The following is a 20919-nucleotide window of genomic DNA, read 5'->3' on the forward strand; positions in this document are numbered from 1 at the left end:
GCGACCGCATTTCTCCCTGAAATACAAAACGCCCGATGCGGTGCACCGGGCGTTTTGAGACTGAAATAGGTGTAAACCTATTTCAGGACTAGACATGGCTATAAACCCAAGGCCTGCGCAGAACCAAATGTGGGAGGGGGCTTGCCCCCGATGGCGGACTGTCAGTCAATGAACCTGGTGACTGACACACCGCCATCGGGAGCAAGCTCCCTCCCACAGGGTTGACCGCATGGGCTTAGAAGAGGTCGATCGGTGCCGCCTCATCCGCCGGCAGCGGGCTGCCCGGCGCCAAGCCATTGCCCAATTCGTTGATCGACGGCGGCGTGTCCTCGCTCTTGAACAGCTCGAAGTACGCATTCGGCGTGCTCGGCGATGCTGCGCGGCCACTGACCGGGTCGATCCGCAGGCTGAGGATGCCTTCCGGTTCCGGTTGGGTATGCAGCGGCTTGTCCTTCAAGGCGGCGCCCATGTAGCTCATCCAGATCGGCAGCGCGACGGTACCGCCGAACTCGCGGCGGCCGAGGCTTTCCGGCTGGTCGTAGCCGGTCCATACGGTGGTCACGTAGTCGGCGTTGTAGCCGGAGAACCAGGCGTCCTTGGATTCGTTGGTGGTACCGGTCTTGCCCGCGATGTCCGCGCGGCCCAGGGCCAGTGCACGGCGGCCGGTGCCTTTCTTGATCACGTCTTCCAGGATGCTGTTGAGGATGTAGGTGGTGCGGCCATCCACCACGCGTTCGGCCACTGCCGGCGCTTGCGGTTCAGGCGCGGCGCTCGGGTTCGCCGCCGGCGTGACGCCTGGGGTCGGCTCGATGGTGATACCGCCGTTGCTCGGTGCGGCCAGGCCATCGCTGGCGGCCACGCCGTTGACCACATCACCCGGCACCCGTGGCGGGTTGGCGGTGAACAGGGTGTCGCCATTGCGGCTTTCGATCTTGTCGATCAGGTACGGCGTGATCTTGTAGCCGCCGTTGGCAAACGTGCTCCAGCCGGTGGCGATTTCCATCGGCGTGAGGGTCGCCGTCCCCAGGGCCAGGGACAGGTTCGGCGGCAGGTCCGCCTTGTTGAAACCAAAGCGGGTGATGTAGTCGATGGTCTTGCCCACGCCCATCGCCTGCAGCAAGCGGATCGACACCAGGTTGCGCGACTTGTACAGCGCCTCGCGGATGCGGATCGGGCCGAGGAAGGTGTTGGTGTCGTTCTTCGGACGCCAGACCTTGTCCAGGTACTCGTCGACAAACACGATCGGTGCATCGTTGACCAGGCTGGCGGCGGTGTAGCCGTTGTCCAGGGCGGCACTGTAGACGAACGGCTTGAAGCTCGAACCCGGCTGGCGCTTGGCCTGGGTGGCACGGTTGTAGTTGCTCTGCTCGAACGCGAAGCCGCCGACCAGGGCACGGATCGCGCCGTTCTGCGGGTCGAGGGAGACCAGAGCGCCTTGGGCGACCGGCACCTGGCTGAATTTCAGGCTGTCGTCCTTCTGGCGTTGCACGCGGATCAAATCACCCACCTGCGCCACGTCCGACGGCTGCTTGGGCATCGGCCCCATGCTGTTGGTGTTCAGGAATGGGCGCGCCCATTTCATGCTGTCCCACGCCACATGCGCTTCGCCGGTGCGGGTCAGTACCTGCACGCCGTCCTTCTTCACCTGGGTGACGATGGCCGGTTCCAGGCCGCTGATCGTGCGCTGTTTGCCGAGTTCGGTGGTCCAGGCGCTCAGGGTCTTGCCCGGCAGGCGCGATTCGGGGCCGCGGTAGCCATGGCGCTGGTCGTAGGTGATCAGGCCTTCATGCACCGCGTTGTTGGCGATTTCCTGCAAGTCGCTCGGAACGGTCGTGGTCACACGGAAGCCTTCGGTGTAGGCCTCGCTGCCATAACGGCCGACCATCTCAGCCCGTGCCATCTCCGCGATATAAGGGGCGTTCACTTCCGGGGTCGGTACGTGGTAGCTGGCGTTCAGCGGCTCGGCCACTGCGCTTTCATAGGCGCTCTGGCTGATTTTGCCCAGCTTGTACATGCGCCCCAGAATCCAGTCGCGCCGCTCTTTGCTGCGTGCCGGGTTGGCCAACGGGTTGAAGCGCGAGGGTGCCTTGGGCAGGCCGGCAATCATGGCCATCTGCGCCAGGCTGGCGTCGCGAATCGACTTGCCGTAGTAGACCTGGGACGCGGCTTCGATGCCGTAGGCGCGGTTGCCCAGGTAGATTTTATTGACGTACAGCTCAAGGATCTCGTCCTTGGTCAGCTGTCGCTCGATCTGCAGTGCCAGCAGGATCTCGGTGGCTTTGCGTGAAAAGCTGCGTTCGCTGGTGAGGAAGAAGTTCTTCGCCACCTGCATGGTGATCGTGCTGCCGCCGGATTGAATGTGTCCGCTTTTTACCAATTGCGTGGCGGCCCGCACCAGGCTGCTGGGGTCGACGCCGTAGTGGTTGGCGAAATTATCGTCCTCGGCCGACAGCAGGGCGTTGATGAAATTGGGTGGAATATCCGCGAAACGAATCGGGGTACGGCGCATTTCGCCGAACTCCGCGATCAGTTTTTCATCGCTGCTGTAGACCCGCAAAGGAATCTGCAACTGGATGCTTCTCAGGGCCTCTACGGAGGGCAAACCCGGACTAAGGTAGAGGTAGGCGCCGCTGAGGACGAGCAGCAGCCCGCAAACGATGGCGACAATGGAGTACCCGAAAAACTTCAGCAGACGAATCAAGGCTTTTGGATTTCCAGAGAAAAGAATGGGTTAGGCGCCGGGGCATGCATGGCAAACGATGAATCGACCCTGGCTGCAGATAAAAAGCGGGAAAAAACGCTGGGCATTAAAGCATTTTCGGCTTGGGGCGTCATTCGCGCCTCGCAAACAAGGCGACCGAATGCACGCTGCCACGCGCCAATCAGGCGGTATGACAGGGAAAGTTTTAGGGAGTTTTATGGAAAAGGGATTTTTCAGGCGAAAAGTCGATACCGTCCTGGGTGTCGACATCCAGGACACCGGCATCCGGTTGATCGAACTCGGCCACTCGCCCGCCGGTTACAGCGTGCAAAGCTACGCCACACAGGCGCTACCGCCCCAGGCGGTAGTCGACAGCAGCGTGCTCGACCTCGACGGCGTGGGGCAGACGTTGTCCCAGGCATTGGCCCGCTCGCGCACCTCGGCCCGCCAAGCGGCCGTGGCTGTGGCGGGAGCTTCGGTGATTACCCGGGTGATCGAGTTGGACGCGGGGCTCAGTGAGGAAGAAATGACCTGGATGATCCAGATGGAGGCCGACCAGTACATCCCTTATCCGCTGGATGAGATGGCCCTGGATTTCCAGGTTCGCGGGCCATCGGCCCAGAACCTGGCGCGGGTTGATGTATTGCTCGCGGCGTGCCATAAGGCCCAGGTAGAGGCTCGGGTCGCGGTTTTGACCCTGGCTGGGCTGGTGCCGAAGGTGGTGGATGTGGAAGCATTTGCATTCGCACGCGCTTGCAGTCAGGATTTCGCCAGCTTCACGCCGGGCCATCGAGTCGATGGCGCACAATGGGCCGCGGATGCCCGCGGGATGGGAATTGCTTGCGGGTTGGCCCTGAGGAGTTTCGCTTGAAGACACTAATCAACCTTTTGCCCTGGCGCCAGGCGCTGGCGGAACGGCGGCGCAAATTCTTTCTGGGGTTGCTGCTGGCGTTTGCCTGCGTGGCGTTCGCAACCGTGTGGTTGGCCGATCAGGTGATCGACCGGGCGATTGATCGACAGGTGACGCGCAATAGCCACCTGGACAAGGACGCTGCCGTCCTCGACTCGCGCATCAAGACCATCGATGACCTGCAGGAACAAAGCCAGCAATTGGCGGAGCGCATGAAGGTCGTGCAGGACTTGAACGAAGCCCGCTCGGCCGGTGCCCAGCTCTTGGATCAGTTGGCCCGCGCGGTGCCAGACGGCGTGCATTTGCACGAGGTCGTGGCGAAGGGTGATACGGTCAGCATCCGTGGCAGCGCCGATTCCAGCCAGGACATCGCCCAACTGATGCGTCGCCTGCAAGCCTCCGAAGGCGCCCATGCCACTCGGCTGCAACATGTGCGGATGGAAGATGGCCAGGGCAGCAACGAGTTTCAATTGATGGTGCGCCAGGGAGAGTCCGCCGAGGCTCAACCGTGAGCCTGCCCAGGCTCGACTTTTCCGCTCTCACCCACAACGCTGCGAAATGGCCCTTGCCCGCCAAGGTCGTGCTCGGCTGCGCGCTCGCCGGCCTGGTGCTGTGGGTGGGCGATGGGACGTACCTGAGCCCCTCGCGGCAACGGTTGCAGGCGGTCGAGGCGCAGGGCGTCGTCTTGCAGCGACAGGTGGCCCAGAAGGCTGGCCTTGCCGCCAGCCTGGAGGCGCGCAGCCAGCAGCTTCAGGCGATGCAGGCGCGTTTTGCCGGGCTGATGCAGCAGTTGCCCGGTGCGTTCGGGGTACCCGCATTGCTCGAAGATATCGCCCGGCTGGGGGCGGTCAATGGGGTGCTCGTCGACGCTATCGTGGTGTTGGATGAGCAGCCCCGGCCACTCTATATCGAGCAGCCGTTACGCCTGGGCGTCACCGGGGCTTATCACGACCTGGCGATGTTTGTGAGCGCTTTGGGCGGCTTACCGCGCATCGTCACGGTGCATGATGTGGCGCTTCGGGCTGATGCGGCCGGGTTGCGCCTGGAGTTGGTGGCCAAGACCTATCGCAATCCGTCGTCGGGCGGTCAGTCGACCCCGGCCGTCGAGCCGGGGCCGCGCTTTGTCTATGACGCGCTGGCCTTGCGTGATCCGTTCCAGCCGCGCGCCTTGCAGGTCGGTCACGTACCCGGCCGGCCCGCGCTCGCACCGGACCTCGGGCGTGCCCGCGGTGCCCTGGAAGGTATCGCCGTCGACCAGTTCGAAATGGTCGGCACGCTGTCCCGAGGCGCGCAGACCTTCGCTCTGCTGCGTGCCGCTGCCAGCGTCCACAGGCTGGCGGTCGGCGATTACCTGGGGCCGGACCACGGTCGGGTCACGGCTATTGATGAGGGCCATGTGGAATTGCTCGAATTGTTTCCCGATGAACAGGGCGCGTGGCTGGAACGCCCGCGGACCCTCGTGCTGAACGTCAACTCATAACGGAATCAAACAATGAAAAGGACTTTCTCGTCCTTCGGTGTGGCGCTATGGATAGCGTTCACGGCACCGATGGCTGCTGCTGTGCCCAATCGTGTGGATCTGATCCAGCTGCCGCCTCCCGGCGGTGCGGCATCAGGTACCTATACCGGTGACAAGCTGAACCTCAACTTCCAGAACATCGAGCTGCGCGCCGTGTTGCAGCAGATTGCCGATGTGGCGGGCCTGAATCTGGTCGCCAGCGACGATGTGCAAGGTTCGATCACCCTGCGGCTTAAGGACGTGCCTTGGGACCAGGCGCTGGACCTGGTGTTGCAAAGCAAGGGGCTGGACCAGCGGATAAAGGCCGGGGTGCTGTTGGTGGCGCCCGCCGACGAGTTGGCCGCGCGCGAGCTGCTGACGCTGGAGTCGCGCAAGCAGATGGCTGAACTGGCGCCATTGCGGCGCGAACTGTTGCAGGTCAATTACGCCAAGGCTGCGGACCTGGCCAAGTTGTTCCAATCGGTGACCGGCCTGGAAGGCGCCACCGACGAACGCGGCTCGGTGGCGGTGGATGACCGCACCAACAACATCATCGCCTACCAGACCGGCGAACGCCTGGAAGAGCTGCGACGCATCGTGGCGCAGCTGGATATTCCGGTGCGCCAGGTGATGATCGAGGCGCGGATTGTTGAGGCCAATGTCGACTACGACAAAAGCCTGGGCGTGCGCTGGGGAGGGCGGATCAATCGCGGCAACTGGGGCGCCGGCGGTGTCGAGAAACCTCCGGAGCCAGGCACCGAGCCTGTGGAAAACCCGTCCGGCTCGCCCTTTGTCGACTTGGGGGCGCTCACCAACACTTCTGGCCTGGGTGTCGCGTTTATCACCGACAACCTGCTGCTGGACCTGGAACTGACCGCGATGGAAAAAACCGGCAACGGCGAGATTGTCTCGCAGCCCAAGGTGGTCACGTCCGACAAGGAGCCCGCGCGCATCCTCAAGGGCACCGAGATTCCCTACCAGGAGTCCAGCTCCAGCGGCGCCACCTCGGTGTCGTTCAAGGAGGCTTCGCTGTCCCTGGAAGTCACCCCGCAAATCACCCCCGACGACCGCGTGATCATGGAGGTCAAAGTCACCAAGGATGAGCCGGATTACCTGAACAAGCTCAACGACGTACCGCCGATCAAGAAAAACGAGGTCAACGCCAAGGTGCTGGTCAGGGACGGCGAGACCATCGTCATCGGCGGAGTTTTCTCCAATACCCAAAGCAAAGTGCTAGATAAAGTGCCATTTTTGGGCGATGTGCCGTATCTTGGCCGCCTTTTCCGGCGCGATGTGCTGGCAGAAAAAAAATCCGAGCTGCTGGTATTCCTGACTCCGCGTATTATGAATAACCAGGCGATTGCTGTGAGTCGTTGATTCTGTGCGAAATTTGATTCTTGTAGGACCGATGGGGGCTGGAAAAAGCACCATCGGCCGTTTGCTGGCCAAAGAGCTGCGCCTGCCATTCAAAGACTCCGATAAGGAAATTGAAGTGCGCTCGGGTGCCAATATCCCGTGGATCTTCGATAAGGAAGGCGAACTGGGCTTTCGTGACCGTGAGCAGGCGATGATTGCCGAGCTGTGCGCTTGCGATGGCGTGGTCCTGGCGACCGGCGGCGGTGCTGTGATGCGCGAGGAGAACCGCCGGGCATTGCATGCCGGTGGTCGGGTGGTCTATCTGCATGCGTCGGTCGAGCAGCAGGTGGGGCGCACCGCGCGTGATCGCAATCGCCCACTGCTGCGCACCGCCGACCCGGCGAAGACCCTGCGGGATCTGCTGGCGCTGCGCGATCCGCTGTATCGGGAAATCGCCGATCTGGTGGTGGAAACCGATGAGCGGCCACCTCGGATGGTGGTGCTCGACATTCTCGAGCGCCTGCAACGGCTGCCACCCCGTTAAAGCCAGGCCCGAAATGCGCTATTCTCGGCGGCGCGTCATCACCCTGTGGGGTGTGGCGTAGAGCCATCAGGCGACGTCGGATCACGACGTTGCCGGTCGTTAATACATCTTCAACGCGGGGACACATGCAGACACTTAAGGTCGATCTAGGCGAGCGCAGCTACCCGATCCATATTGGCGAAGGTCTGCTCGACCAGCCCGAGTTGCTCGCACCGCATATTGCCGGGCGGCAAGTGGCGATCATCTCCAACGAAACGGTCGCGCCGCTGTATCTTGAGCGTCTGAGCCGCAGCCTGGCGGCGTACTCGGTGATCTCCGTGGTGCTGCCCGACGGCGAAGCCCACAAGAACTGGGAAACCCTGCAACTGATCTTCGATGGCCTGCTGACCGCACGCCATGACCGGCGCACCACCGTGGTCGCCCTCGGTGGCGGCGTGATTGGTGACATGGCCGGTTTTGCGGCCGCCTGTTACCAGCGCGGCGTGGATTTCATCCAGGTGCCGACCACCTTGCTGTCCCAGGTCGATTCGTCGGTGGGCGGCAAGACCGGCATCAACCATCCGCTGGGCAAAAACATGGTGGGCGCGTTCTACCAGCCCCAGGCTGTGCTGATCGACACCGCGACCCTCAACACCTTGCCCCCGCGCGAGCTGTCGGCGGGCCTGGCGGAAGTCATCAAGTACGGGCTGATCTGCGACGAGCCGTTCCTGACCTGGCTGGAAGAACATGTCGACGCCCTGCGCGCGCTGGACCAGGTGGCGCTGACCGAAGCGATCTCCCGTTCCTGTGCGGCCAAGGCGCTGGTGGTGAATGCCGACGAACGGGAGTCCGGTGTACGGGCCACCTTGAACCTGGGCCACACCTTCGGCCATGCGATCGAAACGCACATGGGCTATGGTGTGTGGTTGCATGGGGAAGCCGTAGCGGCTGGCACAGTGATGGCATTGGAGATGTCGCAACGCCTGGGCTGGATCAGCGCCCAGGAGCGGGATCGGGGCATCCGCCTGTTCCAGCGCGCCGGGTTGCCGGTGATCCCGCCCGAGGAGATGAGCGAGGCGGATTTCCTCGAACATATGGCGATAGACAAGAAAGTGATCGACGGTCGACTGCGACTGGTGCTGCTGCGCCGCATGGGCGAAGCGGTGGTGACCGACGATTATCCGAAAGAGATTCTACAGGCCACGCTGGGAGCGGATTACCGCGCCCTGGCCCAGCTTAAAGGTTAATAAGAGCCCGATGACTAGTTTGCATGCCGACGAGGCGTTCCTCGGCCATTACCAGTTAAGCCACGACCCCTTCGCTCCACGGGTGCCTGGTTTCAAATTCTTCCCTGCGCAGCGCAAGCCGGTGCTCGGGCAGTTGCATCACCTGGCGCGCTACAGCCAGTTGTTGCTGGTCGTCACCGGCCCGCTGGGCAGCGGCAAGACCTTGCTGCGCCAGGCGCTGGTCGCCAGCACCAACAAGCAATCGGTGCAAAGCGTAGTGGTGTCGGCGCGTGGCGCCGGCGATGCGGCGGGCGTGCTGCGTCAGGTGGCCCAGGCCCTGGACGTTGCCAGCGCCGAGCCGAATGCGATTCTCAAGCAAGTGGTGCAACTGGGCCTGACCGGCCAGGAAGTCTACCTGCTGGTGGACGACGCCGAGCAGCTTGACGAGTCGGCCCTCGAAGCGCTGCTGGCGCTGGCGGCGGGTACGCCGGAAGGTCGTCCGCATGTGTTCCTGTTCGGTGAATCGTCCCTGATCGCCGCTCTGGAGCAGATCAGCGGTGAGCAGGAGCTGTTCCACGTCATCGAATTGCAGCCGTATGAAGAGGAAGAAACCCGCGAATATCTGGCACAACGCCTCGAAGGCGCCGGGCAGGGCATCGAACTTTTCTCCGCTCAGCAGATCTCTGATATTCACGAAAGCTCCGACGGCTGGCCTGGCACCATCAACCAGGTTGCCCGCGATGCGATGATTGAAGCCATGATTGCCAGCCGCTCTGCGGTCAAGCGTCCAAAGATGGGGTTCACTATGCCTAAAAAGCACGTATTGGCTATTTCCGCCGTTGTCGTGGTCGCTGTCGCCGCCGCCTGGTTGATCCCAGGTCGCAGCAAGGCACCGACGCCTGCCGGCGCGCCAACCGAACAGGCGCAGTTACCACTGGGTAAACCCACGCCGAATGTCGAGTTCGCCAACTCCGGCCAACCGACCAACCTGCCGATGGTCGGCCAGCCCGTCATGCGCGGCCCGCTCGCCGAAGCGGCCGGCGGTATCTCCGAAGGCGACGACGGCGTGCCAGTGGAAGGCTCCAGCAGCACACCGCCGACCGTGACCACCACCGCGCCGCCAGTGGGCGTGCCTGCCGGTCAACCGGCGGCAAAACCAACGCCTGTGCCTGTACCTGCGCCTACGGTCGCGACCGCCAAACCGGCGCCTGTCGCCAAGCCGGTCGCGCCAGCGCCTGTCGCCAAGCCGGCTCCGGCCCCGGCCGCCAAACCGGCGGAAAAACCGGTGACTGTCGCCAAGGCCGGCGCCACCGGCAGCAGCTGGTACACCAGCCAGCCCAGCGGTAACTTCGTGGTGCAGATCCTCGGCACCAGCTCCGAAGCCAATGCTCAAGCCTTCGTCAAAGAGCAGGGCGGCGAGTACCGTTATTTCAAGAAGGTGCTCAACGGCAAGCCGCTTTACGTGATCACTTACGGCAGCTTCTCCAGCCGTGCCGCCGCCGATACCGCTATCAAAGCCTTGCCAGCGAAGGTTCAGGCTGGTAAACCTTGGCCTCGCACTGTTGCCAGCGTTCAACAAGAACTGGCAGCAACTCGCTGAAGATTCGGCGGCCTTACCCAGGCCGCCCTCCCGGCACCTCAAAAAAAACCGCAAGTGCGTGCAGCCCTCAAGGCCGCGCGCATTGTGGTGTCTGCGTCACAGTGGCTTTTGAGTCGTAGCGGTCAAAATTAAAAAAGTTTTGACTAGCACAGCATATCGCTTTAAACCTTTCATAAATGCGACATAGATTTGCGACATCTCGTCGCTAAATTTGTGAGCGTCTGTGTCGGTGTGTACAATGACCTCCCTTTTGCCCCTGCAAAGCCGGCGAACGTTCGGCGTGGAAGGTAACTGGTTGAATTGAAAAGAAATTTGCCTCGATATAAGAGGCAGCCTGGTGAGAAAGTGTCTATGAAAGCAGGTCTGTACCAACCCGATGAATTCAAGGATAACTGCGGTTTCGGCCTGATTGCCCATATGCAGGGCGAGCCCAGTCATACCCTTTTGCAAACGGCCATCGAGGCCCTGACCTGCATGACCCACCGCGGTGGGATCAACGCCGACGGCAAGACCGGTGACGGTTGTGGCTTGCTCATTCAAAAGCCCGACTTGTTCCTGCGCGCCATCGCCAAACAGCATTTCGCGGTCGAGCTGCCCAAGCAGTACGCCGTGGGCATGGTGTTTTTCAACCAGGACCCGGTCAAAGCCGAAGCCGCTCGCGAGAACATGAACCGCGAAATCCTCGCGGCCGGCCTGCAACTCGTCGGCTGGCGCAAAGTGCCGATCGACACCAGTGTGCTCGGCCGCCTGGCCCTGGAGCGCCTGCCGCAGATCGAACAGGTGTTCATCGCGGGCGACGGCCTGAGCGACCAGGACATGGCGATCAAGCTGTTCACCTCGCGTCGTCGCTCGTCCGTGTCGAATGCCGCCGACACCGACCACTACATCTGCAGCTTTTCGCACAAGACCATCATTTATAAAGGCCTGATGATGCCGGCGGACTTGACCGCCTTCTATCCGGACCTGAGCGATGAGCGCCTGCAAACCGCGATCTGCGTGTTCCACCAGCGCTTCTCCACCAACACCCTGCCGAAATGGCCGCTGGCCCAGCCATTCCGCTTCCTCGCCCACAACGGCGAGATCAACACCATCACCGGCAACCGCAACTGGGCCGTGGCCCGTCGCACCAAGTTCGCCAACGATTTGATGGACCTGGAAGAGCTCGGCCCGCTGGTCAACCGCGTCGGCTCCGACTCCTCCAGCATGGACAACATGCTCGAACTGATGGTCACCGGCGGCATCGACCTGTTCCGTGGCGTGCGGATGATCATTCCGCCTGCGTGGCAGAACGTCGAGACCATGGACCCCGATCTGCGGGCGTTCTATGAGTACAACTCGATGCACATGGAACCGTGGGACGGCCCGGCCGGCGTGGTCATGACCGACGGCCGCTACGCGGTGTGCCTGCTCGACCGTAACGGTCTGCGCCCGGCGCGTTGGGTGACCACCACCAACGGTTTCATCACCCTCGCGTCGGAAATCGGCGTGTGGAACTACCAGCCGGAAGATGTGATCGCCAAAGGCCGCGTCGGTCCTGGCCAGATCCTCGCCGTGGACACCGAAACCGGGCAGATCCTCGACACCGATGCGATCGACAACCGCTTGAAGTCCCGTCACCCATACAAGCAATGGCTGCGCAAGAATGCCCTGCGCATCCAGGCGACCATGGAAGACAACGACCACGGTTCGGCGTTCTACGACATCGACCAGCTCAAGCAGTACATGAAGATGTACCAGGTCACGTTCGAAGAGCGCGACCAGGTGCTGCGTCCGCTCGGCGAGCAAGGCTACGAGGCGGTCGGCTCGATGGGCGACGACACGCCGATGGCCGTGCTGTCCCAGCGCGTTCGCACGCCATACGACTATTTCCGCCAGCAGTTCGCCCAGGTGACCAACCCACCGATCGACCCGCTGCGTGAAGCCATCGTGATGTCCCTGGAAGTGTGTCTCGGCGCCGAGCGCAACATCTTCCAGGAATCGCCTGAGCACGCCTCCCGTGTGATCCTCAGCTCGCCGGTCATTTCCCCGGCCAAGTGGCGTTCGCTGATGACCCTGGAGCGTCCGGGCTTCGACCGCCAGATCATCGACCTGAACTACGACGAGAGCCTCGGCCTTGAAGCCGCGGTGCGCAATGTCGCGGACCAGGCCGAAGAAGCCGTGCGCGCCGGGCGTACCCAGATCGTGCTGACCGACCGTCACATCGCACCGGGCAAGCTGCCGATCCACGCCTCCCTGGCCACCGGCGCGGTCCATCACCGCCTGACCGAAAAAGGCCTGCGCTGCGACTCCAACATCCTCGTGGAAACCGCCACCGCCCGCGACCCGCATCACTTCGCGGTGCTGATCGGTTTCGGCGCCTCGGCGGTGTACCCGTTCCTCGCCTACGAAGTGCTCGGTGACCTGATCCGTACCGGTGAAGTGCTGGGCGACCTCTACGAGGTGTTCAAGAACTACCGCAAAGGCATCACCAAGGGCCTGCTGAAGATCCTGTCGAAGATGGGCATCTCCACCGTCACTTCCTACCGTGGCGCGCAGTTGTTCGAGGCTATTGGCCTGTCGGAAGAAGTCTGCGAGCTGAGCTTCCGTGGCGTACCGAGCCGCATCAAGGGTGCGCGTTTCGTCGACATCGAAGCCGAGCAGAAAGCCCTGGCGGCCGAAGCCTGGAGTGCGCGCAAGCCGATCCAGCAAGGCGGCCTGCTCAAGTTCGTACACGGTGGCGAGTATCACGCCTACAACCCGGACGTGGTCAGCACCCTGCAAGCCGCCGTGCAGCAGGGCGACTACGCCAAGTTCAAGGAATACACCGCGCTGGTGGATAACCGCCCGGTGTCGATGATCCGCGACCTGTTCAAGGTGAAAACCCTGGATACGCCGCTGGCCCTCAGCGAAATCGAACCGCTCGAATCGGTCCTCAAGCGCTTCGACTCCGCCGGTATTTCCCTGGGCGCCTTGTCGCCCGAGGCGCACGAAGCCCTGGCCGAAGCCATGAACCGCCTGGGTGCGCGTTCCAACTCCGGCGAAGGCGGCGAAGACCCGGCGCGCTATGGCACCATCAAGAGCTCGAAAATCAAGCAAGTGGCGACTGGCCGTTTCGGTGTAACCCCGGAATACCTGGTCAACGCCGAAGTGCTGCAGATCAAAGTCGCCCAGGGCGCCAAGCCCGGTGAAGGCGGCCAGCTGCCAGGCGGCAAGGTCAACGGTCTGATCGCCAAGCTGCGTTATGCGGTGCCGGGCGTGACCCTGATCTCGCCACCGCCGCACCACGACATCTACTCGATCGAAGACTTGTCGCAGCTGATTTTCGACCTCAAACAAGTCAACCCGCAGGCCCTGGTTTCGGTGAAACTGGTCGCCGAAGCCGGCGTGGGCACCATCGCCGCCGGTGTGGCCAAGGCCTATGCCGACCTGATCACCATCTCCGGCTACGACGGCGGCACCGGCGCTTCGCCGCTGACCTCGATCAAGTACGCCGGCGCTCCGTGGGAGCTGGGCCTGGCCGAGACGCACCAGACCCTGCGCGGCAACGACCTGCGCGGCAAAGTCCGGGTGCAAACCGACGGCGGCCTGAAAACCGGCCTCGACGTGATCAAGGCCGCAATCCTCGGCGCCGAAAGCTTCGGCTTCGGCACCGCGCCGATGATCGCCCTGGGCTGCAAATACCTGCGCATCTGCCACCTGAACAACTGCGCCACCGGCGTCGCCACTCAGAACGAGAAGCTGCGCAAGGATCACTACATCGGCACCGTCGACATGGTGGTGAATTTCTTCACCTACGTCGCCGAAGAAACCCGTGAGTGGCTGGCCAAGCTGGGCGTGCGCTCCCTCGAAGAGCTGATCGGCCGCACCGATCTGCTGGACATCCTCGAAGGCCAGACCGCCAAGCAACAACACCTGGACCTGACGCCGCTGTTGGGCAGCGATCACATCCCGGCCGACAAGCCGCAATTCTGCCAGGTGGACCGCAACCCACCGTTCGACAAGGGCCTGCTGGCCGAGAAGATGGTCGAGATGGCCGCTTCGTCGATCAACGACGCCAGCGGCGGCGAATTCAGCCTGGACATTTGCAACTGCGACCGTTCCATCGGCGCACGCATCTCCGGCGAAATCGCGCGCAAGCACGGCAACCAGGGCATGGCCAAGGCGCCGATCACCTTCCGCTTCACGGGCACCGCGGGCCAGAGCTTCGGCGTATGGAACGCCGGTGGCCTGCACATGTACCTGGAAGGTGACGCCAACGACTACGTGGGCAAGGGCATGACCGGCGGCAAGCTGGTGATCGTTCCGCCTAAAGGCAGCGTCTACAAGACCCAGGACAGTGCCATCATCGGCAACACCTGCTTGTACGGCGCCACCGGCGGCAAGCTGTTCGCCGCGGGGACCGCTGGTGAGCGTTTCGCCGTGCGTAACTCCGGTGCCCACACCGTGGTGGAAGGCACTGGCGATCACTGCTGCGAGTACATGACCGGGGGCTTTGTCGCGGTACTGGGCAAGACCGGTTACAACTTCGGTTCGGGCATGACCGGCGGTTTCGCCTACGTGCTCGACCAGGACAACACCTTCGTCGACCGGGTCAACCACGAGTTGGTCGAGATCCAGCGGATCAGCGGCGAAGCGATGGAATCCCACCGTAACCACTTGCAGCACGTGCTGGACGAGTACGTCGAGGAAACCGGCAGCGAATGGGGTCGTAACCTCGCCGAGAACCTTGATGATTTCCTGCGTCGTTTCTGGCTGGTCAAGCCCAAGGCTGCCAACCTGAAATCGTTGCTTTCCAGCATCCGTGCCAACCCGCAGTGATATGCGCCTGAAGAGTTTGATGAGGTTTTAACATGGCTGAACGTCTGAATAACGACTTCCAGTTCATCGATGTCGGGCGCAAAGATCCGAAGAAGAAACTGTTGCGTCAACGCAAGAAAGAGTTCGTGGAAATCTACGAACCCTTCAAACCCCAGCAGTCGGCCGACCAGGCCCACCGCTGCCTGGGGTGCGGTAACCCGTATTGCGAATGGAAGTGTCCGGTACACAACTTCATTCCCAACTGGCTGAAACTGGTGGCCGAGGGCAACATCCTCGCCGCCGCCGAGCTGTCGCACCAGACCAACACCCTGCCGGAAGTCTGCGGCCGGGTGTGCCCGCAGGACCGTCTGTGCGAGGGTGCCTGCACCCTCAACGACGGTTTTGGCGCGGTGACCATCGGTTCGGTGGAGAAGTACATCACTGACACCGCCTTCGCCATGGGCTGGCGCCCGGACATGTCCAAGGTCAAGCCGAACGGCAAGCGCGTCGCGATCATCGGCGCGGGCCCGGCGGGCCTGGGCTGTGCCGACGTGCTGGTGCGTGGCGGCGTGACCCCGGTGGTGTTCGACAAGAACCCGGAAATCGGCGGCCTGCTGACCTTCGGCATCCCCGAGTTCAAGCTGGAAAAAACCGTGCTGAGCAATCGTCGTGAAGTGTTCACTGGCATGGGCATCGAGTTCCGCCTGAACACCGAAGTCGGCAAAGACGTGACCATGGAACAACTGCTCGCCGAATACGATGCGGTGTTCATGGGCATGGGCACCTACACCTACATGAAGGGCGGCTTTGCCGGCGAGGACCTGCCGGGCGTGTACGACGCGCTCGACTTCCTGATCGCCAACGTCAACCGCAACCTGGGCTTTGAAAAGTCGCCGGAAGACTTCATCGACATGAAAGGCAAGAAGGTCGTGGTGCTGGGCGGTGGCGACACCGCGATGGACTGCAACCGCACCTCGATCCGCCAGGGCGCCAAGTCGGTGACCTGTGCGTATCGTCGTGACGAAGCGAACATGCCGGGCTCGCGCAAAGAGGTGAAGAACGCCAAGGAAGAAGGCGTGAAATTCCTCTACAACCGCCAGCCGATCGCGATTGTCGGTGAAGACCGCGTCGAAGGCGTGAAGGTGGTCGAGACCCGTCTCGGCGAACCGGACGCCCGTGGCCGTCGCAGCCCCGAGCCGATCCCGGGTTCCGAAGAGATCATCCCGGCCGACGCCGTGGTCATCGCCTTCGGCTTCCGCCCAAGCCCGGCGCCGTGGTTCGAGCAGTTCCAGATCCAGACCGACAGCCAGGGCCGCGTCGTCGCCCCGGAACAAGGCCAGTACAAGCACCAGACCAGCAACCCGAAGATCTTCGCCGGTGGCGACATGGTGCGCGGCTCTGACCTGGTAGTGACGGCGATCTTCGAAGGCCGCAACGCCGCCGAAGGTATCCTGGACTACCTGCAGGTCTGACCCCGATCCCGAGTTGAAATGGGATCAATATGTGGGAGGGGGCTTGCCCCCGATAGCGGTAGTCCAGTTAAAGATACTGAGACTGACACACTGCAATCGGGGGCAAGCCCCCTCCCACATTCGGTTTTGATGTGCCCAAGAGATTGTCGTAAATCAACCCGATAGATAAAAGGCACGGCTCATCCCGTGCCTTTTGCGTCGCGCTCTGAGAAAATGCCCGTACTTTTTTTGCGGATGCCGACATGACTGCCCTCAAGAACGACCGTTTCCTTCGTGCCCTGCTCAAGCAGCCCGTAGACGTCACCCCTGTGTGGATGATGCGTCAAGCCGGTCGCTACCTGCCGGAATACCGCGCCAGCCGCGCCCAGGCCGGCGACTTCATGAGCCTGTGCATGAACCCGGAGTTCGCCTGCGAAGTCACCCTGCAGCCGTTGGACCGCTACCCGGAGCTGGATGCGGCCATCCTCTTTTCCGATATCCTCACCATTCCTGACGCCATGGGCCAAGGCCTGTACTTCGAGACCGGCGAAGGCCCGCGTTTCAAGAAAGTCATCAGCACCCTGGCCGACATCGAAGCGCTGCCGATCCCGGACCCGCACAAAGACCTCGGTTACGTGATGGACGCCGTCAGCACCATCCGCCGCGAGCTCAATGGCCGCGTGCCGCTGATCGGCTTCTCCGGCAGCCCCTGGACCCTGGCCACCTACATGGTCGAAGGCGGTTCGTCGAAAGACTTCCGCAAGACCAAGGCCATGCTCTACGACAACCCGCAGGCCATGCACCTGCTGCTGGACAAGCTGGCGCAGTCGGTCACCTCGTACCTCAACGGCCAAATCATGGCCGGCGCGCAAGCGGTGCAGATCTTCGACACCTGGGGCGGCAACCTGTCGGCGGCGGCGTACCAGGAGTTCTCCCTGGCCTACATGCGCAAGATCGTCAGCGGCCTGATCCGCGAACACGAAGGCCGTAAAGTGCCGGTGATCCTGTTCACCAAGGGCGGCGGCCTGTGGCTGGAAAGCATCGCCGATGCCGGCGCGGATGCCCTGGGCCTGGACTGGACCTGCGACATCGGCGACGCCCGCCGTCGCGTCGGCAACCAGGTTGCCCTGCAAGGCAACATGGACCCGACGGTGCTGTACGCCAAGCCAGAAGCCATCTGCACCGAAGTCGGGCGCATCCTGGCCAGCTACGGCAAGGGCAGCGGGCATGTGTTCAACCTGGGTCACGGCATTACGCCGGAAGTGAACCCGGAACATGCCGGCGCGTTCTTGCGCGCGGTGCATGAGTTGTCGGCGCAGTATCACGAGTAACCAGCGTCCCCGCCTGAATCGAGCCCCCGTCTGCCCGGCAGGCGGGGGCTCGTTGCGCTTCAGCTCTTGTTAAGTCCTGCCTTGGTAGTCTGTGGTCTTTAGGACTTCTCCTACGGCTGCCGTTGTCCGCCCAAGAAAAAATCCTGCCCAACTTTTCCACTCGCCAGTGATTGGCGTCCGTTGTCAGGTGATCGCTGGATGAATACCGCTGACTATTCAACGTGCCAGAAACTGCTGCATTGGGTTTCGGCCGTCATCATCGTGTGGGCGCTATTGTCAGGTTCTGTCGTGGCGATATTCGCCGTGCCGGCCTCGGTCAAAGCGTGGGTGTTTTTTTTCAATGTGTCATTGACCACCCTGTACATCCCGGTGTTTGTCGTGCGGGTTTATTGCTCCTTTACCCACGGCCTGGATTTTTCCGTCAGGCGTTCACCGCGGGAATACCTGGCGCTATGGGTGCATAAGGCCATGTATGTGGTGTTGGCAATAGTGCTGGCAACAGGGGTACTGATGATGGATCGCCCGATCAACCTCTTTAACCTGGTCTCCTTCGCACCGTTTCACAGTGACCCGGCCAGCATCGTCTGGTACTCCCGCGTGCATGTGCTGTCCTGCGTGGCCTTGTTGCTGATGCTGGTGATGCACATCGGTGCCGTGGTTATGCACGAGCGCCGGGGCAAGCGGGTGATGGTGCGGATGTCGTTCTAGGGCGCTGCGCCTCAAGCCGAGGCCAGCGGCGGCAATTTCGCCAACTTCAACGCCACCAGCAACGCGCCGAGCAACAGCGCGACGATAAACCCGCCAATCCCGTTCCACCCGGCCAAATGCCAGAAGAACCCCCCCGTGGTGCCGGCGACGCTTGACCCCGCGTAGTAGCAGAACAGGTACAGCGACGACGCTTGCCCCTTGGCTTTCACCGCGCGACGGCCGATCCAGCTGCTGGCCACCGAGTGCGCGCCGAAGAAACCGAAGGTGAACACCAGCATGCCGGGTATCACCAGCCACAGCGGAGTGAACAGGGTCAGGCCGATGCCGCCAAGCATCGACACGATGGTGGCCCACAGCACACGGCGGCGGCCGAGGCGGTCGGCCAGCGCGCCGATTTTCGCCGAGCTGTAGATGCCCGAGAGGTACACCAGCGACAGCAGGCCGACCACGGCCTGGCTCAGGTCATACGGGTCGGCCAGCAGGCGATAGCCGATGTAGTTGAACATCGTTACGAACGCGCCCATCAGCAGGAAGGCTTCGAGGAACAACCACGGCAGGCCCGCGTCCTTGAAGTGCATGACGAAGCCGTCCACCAGGCTGCGCGGCTTGAGGCTGCTGGCGCGAAAGTTGCGCGATTCGGGGAGGATTTTCCAGAACACCGTCGCGGCGATCAGGGCCAGGGCGCCGATGATCAGCACGGCGGTGTGCCAGCTGACGAAGTCGATCAATACGCCGATGATCAGGCGCCCGCTCATGCCGCCGATGGCGTTACCGCCGATGTACAGGCCCATGGCCAGGCCGATGTGCTGCGGGTGGATCTCTTCGCTCAGGTAGGTCATCGCCACGGCGGCCAGGCCACTCAGGGACAGCCCCAGCAGCGCGCGCATCAGCAGAATCCCTTCCCAGCTCGGCATCAGGCCGCTGGCGATGGTGGACAGGGCGGCACAGAACAACGCGGCGACCATCACCGGCTTGCGCCCCAGGGTGTCGGAAATCGGCCCGGTGATCAGCAGGCCCAGGGCGAGCATCGCCGTGGACACCGACAGCACCAGGCTGCTTTGCGCCGCGTTGATGGAAAATTCGTGGGACAACGCCGGCATCATCGGCTGCACGCAATACAGCAGGGCAAACGTCGCGAAGCCGCCGCAGAACAGCGCCAGCACGGTCCGCATGAACATCGGTGTACCTTTTTCGATGTACGTGTCAGTGAGCTGCTCCACCCTCTTATCCAGGGCGGTCGGCGGGACTTCTTGAGCGAATGGAGCGACAGCAGATTTCACGGGGACCTCGGGGAGGAAAAGCCTGCCAGGACCGGCAATGCAAAAAAGAATATAGCTGCCTAATGATTCTTTCCAATATATTGTTCGACCTGTTTGATAGCTTTAACGACCTAATGAGGCTGCTATGGAATTACGTCACCTGCGGTACTTCATCGCCGTCGCCGAAGAGCTGCATTTTGGCCGGGCCGCGCAGGTGCTGGGCATCTCGCAACCGCCTCTGAGCCAGCAGATCCAGGCGCTGGAGCACGAGGTGGGGGCGCGTTTGTTCGAGCGGACCAACCGTCGGGTCGAACTGAGCGAAGCCGGGCGCTTGTTCCTGCACGAGGCGCGACTGGTGCTGGCGCAAGTCGATAAGGCCGCGGATGTGGCACGCCGGGCGCAGTTGGGTGAGCTGGGCGAACTGAAGATCGGCTTCACGTCGTCGGCGCCGTTCAATTCGAGCATCCCCCAGGCGATCTTTGCGTTTCGCCAGGCGTTCCCGGCGGTCCACCTGAGTTTGCAGGAAATGAGCAGCACCGAGGTAGCCGAGTCGCTGGTGGATGAGTCGATCCAGGTCGGCTTGATGCGGCCGCTGCCGTTGCCGGACTCGCTGAGTGTGGTGGAGTTGATGCGCGAACCTCTGGTGGCGGTGCTCAACGCCGATCATCCCTTGGTGCAAGGCAGCGAGCGGGGCTTGCACCTGGCGCAGTTGGCCGAGGAGCCGTTCGTGTTTTTCCCGCGCAGCTACGGCAGCGGTCTCTACGCGCAACTGCTCAACCTGGCCCGCGACGCCGGCTTCAGCCCGCGCTTTGCCCAGGAAGCCGGGGAGGCGATGACGATCATCGGGTTGGTCGCGGCGGGGTTGGGCGTGTCGGTGCTGCCGGCGTCCTACCAGCGCATCCGCATCGATGGCGTGGTCTATCGCACGCTGCTCGACCAGGAGGCGGTGACGGCGGTGTGGCTGGTGCAGCGCAAGGGCGCGCAAACGCCGATGGCGCAGGCGTTCGTGGAGTTGTTGACGCGTAAGGCGGCGGTTCGCAGCGCGCTTGGGGTGCGGTGAGTTCAGCTGTGTTTTGCCAGCGCTTGCAGAGCCAGGCAGGACGCGGCGATGACAAACCCACCGGTTTGTGAAGAGGGCGCGGAACGGCGCCCTTTGTCGTTTCCGGGGTTACTGCATCCCCGCTGAACGCAACCCCGCCATGATGTCCCGATCCAGCATGCTCACCCAACGGTTGTAGTTGCGATGGATCTTGCCGTCCTTGTAGCCCAGGTCGCGGCTGTCGCGGTAAGTGATGGCGTAGCTGTTGCGGGTGTAGCGGATGTCGATGGCTGCGTAGAACTGATTGCGCACGGTGATCTCAGCCTGCACCAGTTGCGGGCTCAGGCGTTGCACGGTCCATTCGCGTTTTTGCAGGGCGGTGACGATCACCTGTTTGACTTGTTCTTCGCTGACCTGGGCACCCGCCGGCAAGTCGTGCTGGGTGTTGAGCACCGGTTTGCTGGTGCAACCGGCGCCGGTCAGCAGGGCCAGGGTGATCAGGGTGGCGCGTAGCAAGGAAGACATTCCGTTTTCTCCAGTC

14 protein-coding genes and 1 pseudogene are annotated in these 20919 nt (G+C 62.5%); 12 read left to right on the forward strand and 3 right to left on the reverse strand.

Going from position 1 to position 20919, the window contains the following annotated elements:
- Positions 1–235 precede the first annotated feature (235 nt).
- Positions 236–2698: a penicillin-binding protein 1A gene (locus tag C8K66_RS23205; protein ID WP_371928163.1), complete on the reverse strand. Its 2463-nt coding sequence runs from the start codon at positions 2696–2698 to the stop codon at positions 236–238.
- A 220-nt stretch (positions 2699–2918) separates the two neighbouring features.
- Here C8K66_RS23205 and pilM point away from each other — a divergent pair, with 220 nt between their 5' ends.
- From pilM to C8K66_RS23265, 11 genes and pseudogenes are all read left to right on the forward strand, one after another.
- Positions 2919–3572 (forward strand): type IV pilus biogenesis protein PilM, encoded by a 654-nt coding sequence (gene pilM, locus C8K66_RS23210; RefSeq protein WP_104904587.1) that lies wholly within the window; start codon positions 2919–2921, stop codon positions 3570–3572.
- Positions 3569–4123, forward strand: coding sequence for a PilN domain-containing protein (locus C8K66_RS23215; RefSeq protein ID WP_046384969.1), 555 nt, complete (start codon positions 3569–3571; stop codon positions 4121–4123). Before pilM ends, C8K66_RS23215 begins: the two co-directional genes overlap by 4 nt.
- Positions 4120–5091: a pilus assembly protein PilP gene (locus tag C8K66_RS23220; RefSeq protein ID WP_057003634.1), complete on the forward strand. Its 972-nt coding sequence runs from the start codon at positions 4120–4122 to the stop codon at positions 5089–5091. The genes C8K66_RS23215 and C8K66_RS23220 overlap by 4 nt, the downstream gene beginning before the upstream one ends.
- Positions 5092–5232: 141 nt before the next feature.
- Positions 5233–6486: pseudogene (locus tag C8K66_RS23225) on the forward strand (type IV pilus secretin PilQ); the annotation flags it as partial.
- A 4-nt stretch (positions 6487–6490) separates the two neighbouring features.
- Positions 6491–7009, forward strand: a complete 519-nt coding sequence (aroK, locus tag C8K66_RS23230) for a shikimate kinase AroK (RefSeq protein ID WP_026140392.1) — start codon at positions 6491–6493, stop codon at positions 7007–7009.
- A gap of 125 nt (positions 7010–7134) precedes the next feature.
- Entirely contained in the window at positions 7135–8235 is a 1101-nt protein-coding gene (gene aroB / locus C8K66_RS23235) for a 3-dehydroquinate synthase (protein ID WP_017849857.1), read from the forward strand.
- A gap of 10 nt (positions 8236–8245) precedes the next feature.
- Entirely contained in the window at positions 8246–9814 is a 1569-nt protein-coding gene (locus C8K66_RS23240) for an SPOR domain-containing protein (RefSeq protein ID WP_057003635.1), read from the forward strand.
- Positions 9815–10165: 351 nt separating this feature from the next.
- Entirely contained in the window at positions 10166–14611 is a 4446-nt protein-coding gene (gene gltB / locus C8K66_RS23250; RefSeq protein ID WP_046384965.1) for a glutamate synthase large subunit, read from the forward strand.
- 32 nt (positions 14612–14643) lie between these two features.
- A complete protein-coding gene (locus C8K66_RS23255; RefSeq protein WP_017849854.1) occupies positions 14644–16062 on the forward strand; it encodes an FAD-dependent oxidoreductase in 1419 nt (472 codons plus the stop codon).
- A 242-nt stretch (positions 16063–16304) separates the two neighbouring features.
- Positions 16305–17372 (forward strand): uroporphyrinogen decarboxylase, encoded by a 1068-nt coding sequence (gene hemE / locus C8K66_RS23260; RefSeq protein WP_017849853.1) that lies wholly within the window; start codon positions 16305–16307, stop codon positions 17370–17372.
- A 198-nt stretch (positions 17373–17570) separates the two neighbouring features.
- Positions 17571–18080: a cytochrome b/b6 domain-containing protein gene (locus C8K66_RS23265; RefSeq protein ID WP_108526043.1), complete on the forward strand. Its 510-nt coding sequence runs from the start codon at positions 17571–17573 to the stop codon at positions 18078–18080.
- Positions 18081–18091: 11 nt separating this feature from the next.
- Here the strand turns inward: C8K66_RS23265 and C8K66_RS23270 are convergent, their stop codons facing one another.
- Positions 18092–19360, reverse strand: a complete 1269-nt coding sequence (locus tag C8K66_RS23270) for an MFS transporter (protein ID WP_108526045.1) — start codon at positions 19358–19360, stop codon at positions 18092–18094.
- A 124-nt stretch (positions 19361–19484) separates the two neighbouring features.
- Here C8K66_RS23270 and C8K66_RS23275 point away from each other — a divergent pair, with 124 nt between their 5' ends.
- Complete coding sequence (locus C8K66_RS23275) at positions 19485–20399, forward strand: LysR family transcriptional regulator (RefSeq protein WP_102617209.1); 915 nt, start codon at positions 19485–19487, stop codon at positions 20397–20399.
- Between the two features lie 108 nt (positions 20400–20507).
- On the opposite strand, the gene C8K66_RS23280 is transcribed toward C8K66_RS23275, so the two are convergent.
- Positions 20508–20903, reverse strand: a complete 396-nt coding sequence (locus tag C8K66_RS23280) for a hypothetical protein (RefSeq protein WP_017849849.1) — start codon at positions 20901–20903, stop codon at positions 20508–20510.
- Positions 20904–20919 lie beyond the last annotated feature (16 nt).

It is taken from the genome of Pseudomonas sp. GV105 (genome assembly GCF_003058185.1).
GTDB classification, from domain to species: Bacteria; Pseudomonadota; Gammaproteobacteria; order Pseudomonadales; family Pseudomonadaceae; genus Aquipseudomonas; species Aquipseudomonas veronii.

Bases quoted from the DNA above. Each gene is read 5' to 3' on its own strand.
- pilM (WP_104904587.1), top strand. From the start codon at position 2,919: ATGGAAAAGGGATTTTTCAGGCGAAAAGTCGATACCGTCCTGGGTGTC.
- aroB (WP_017849857.1), top strand. From the start codon at position 7,135: ATGCAGACACTTAAGGTCGATCTAGGCGAGCGCAGCTACCCGATCCAT.
- C8K66_RS23240 (WP_057003635.1), top strand. From the start codon at position 8,246: ATGACTAGTTTGCATGCCGACGAGGCGTTCCTCGGCCATTACCAGTTA.
- gltB (WP_046384965.1), top strand. From the start codon at position 10,166: ATGAAAGCAGGTCTGTACCAACCCGATGAATTCAAGGATAACTGCGGT.
- C8K66_RS23255 (WP_017849854.1), top strand. From the start codon at position 14,644: ATGGCTGAACGTCTGAATAACGACTTCCAGTTCATCGATGTCGGGCGC.
- hemE (WP_017849853.1), top strand. From the start codon at position 16,305: ATGACTGCCCTCAAGAACGACCGTTTCCTTCGTGCCCTGCTCAAGCAG.
- C8K66_RS23265 (WP_108526043.1), top strand. From the start codon at position 17,571: ATGAATACCGCTGACTATTCAACGTGCCAGAAACTGCTGCATTGGGTT.
- C8K66_RS23275 (WP_102617209.1), top strand. From the start codon at position 19,485: ATGGAATTACGTCACCTGCGGTACTTCATCGCCGTCGCCGAAGAGCTG.
- C8K66_RS23280 (WP_017849849.1), bottom strand. From the start codon at position 20,903: ATGTCTTCCTTGCTACGCGCCACCCTGATCACCCTGGCCCTGCTGACC.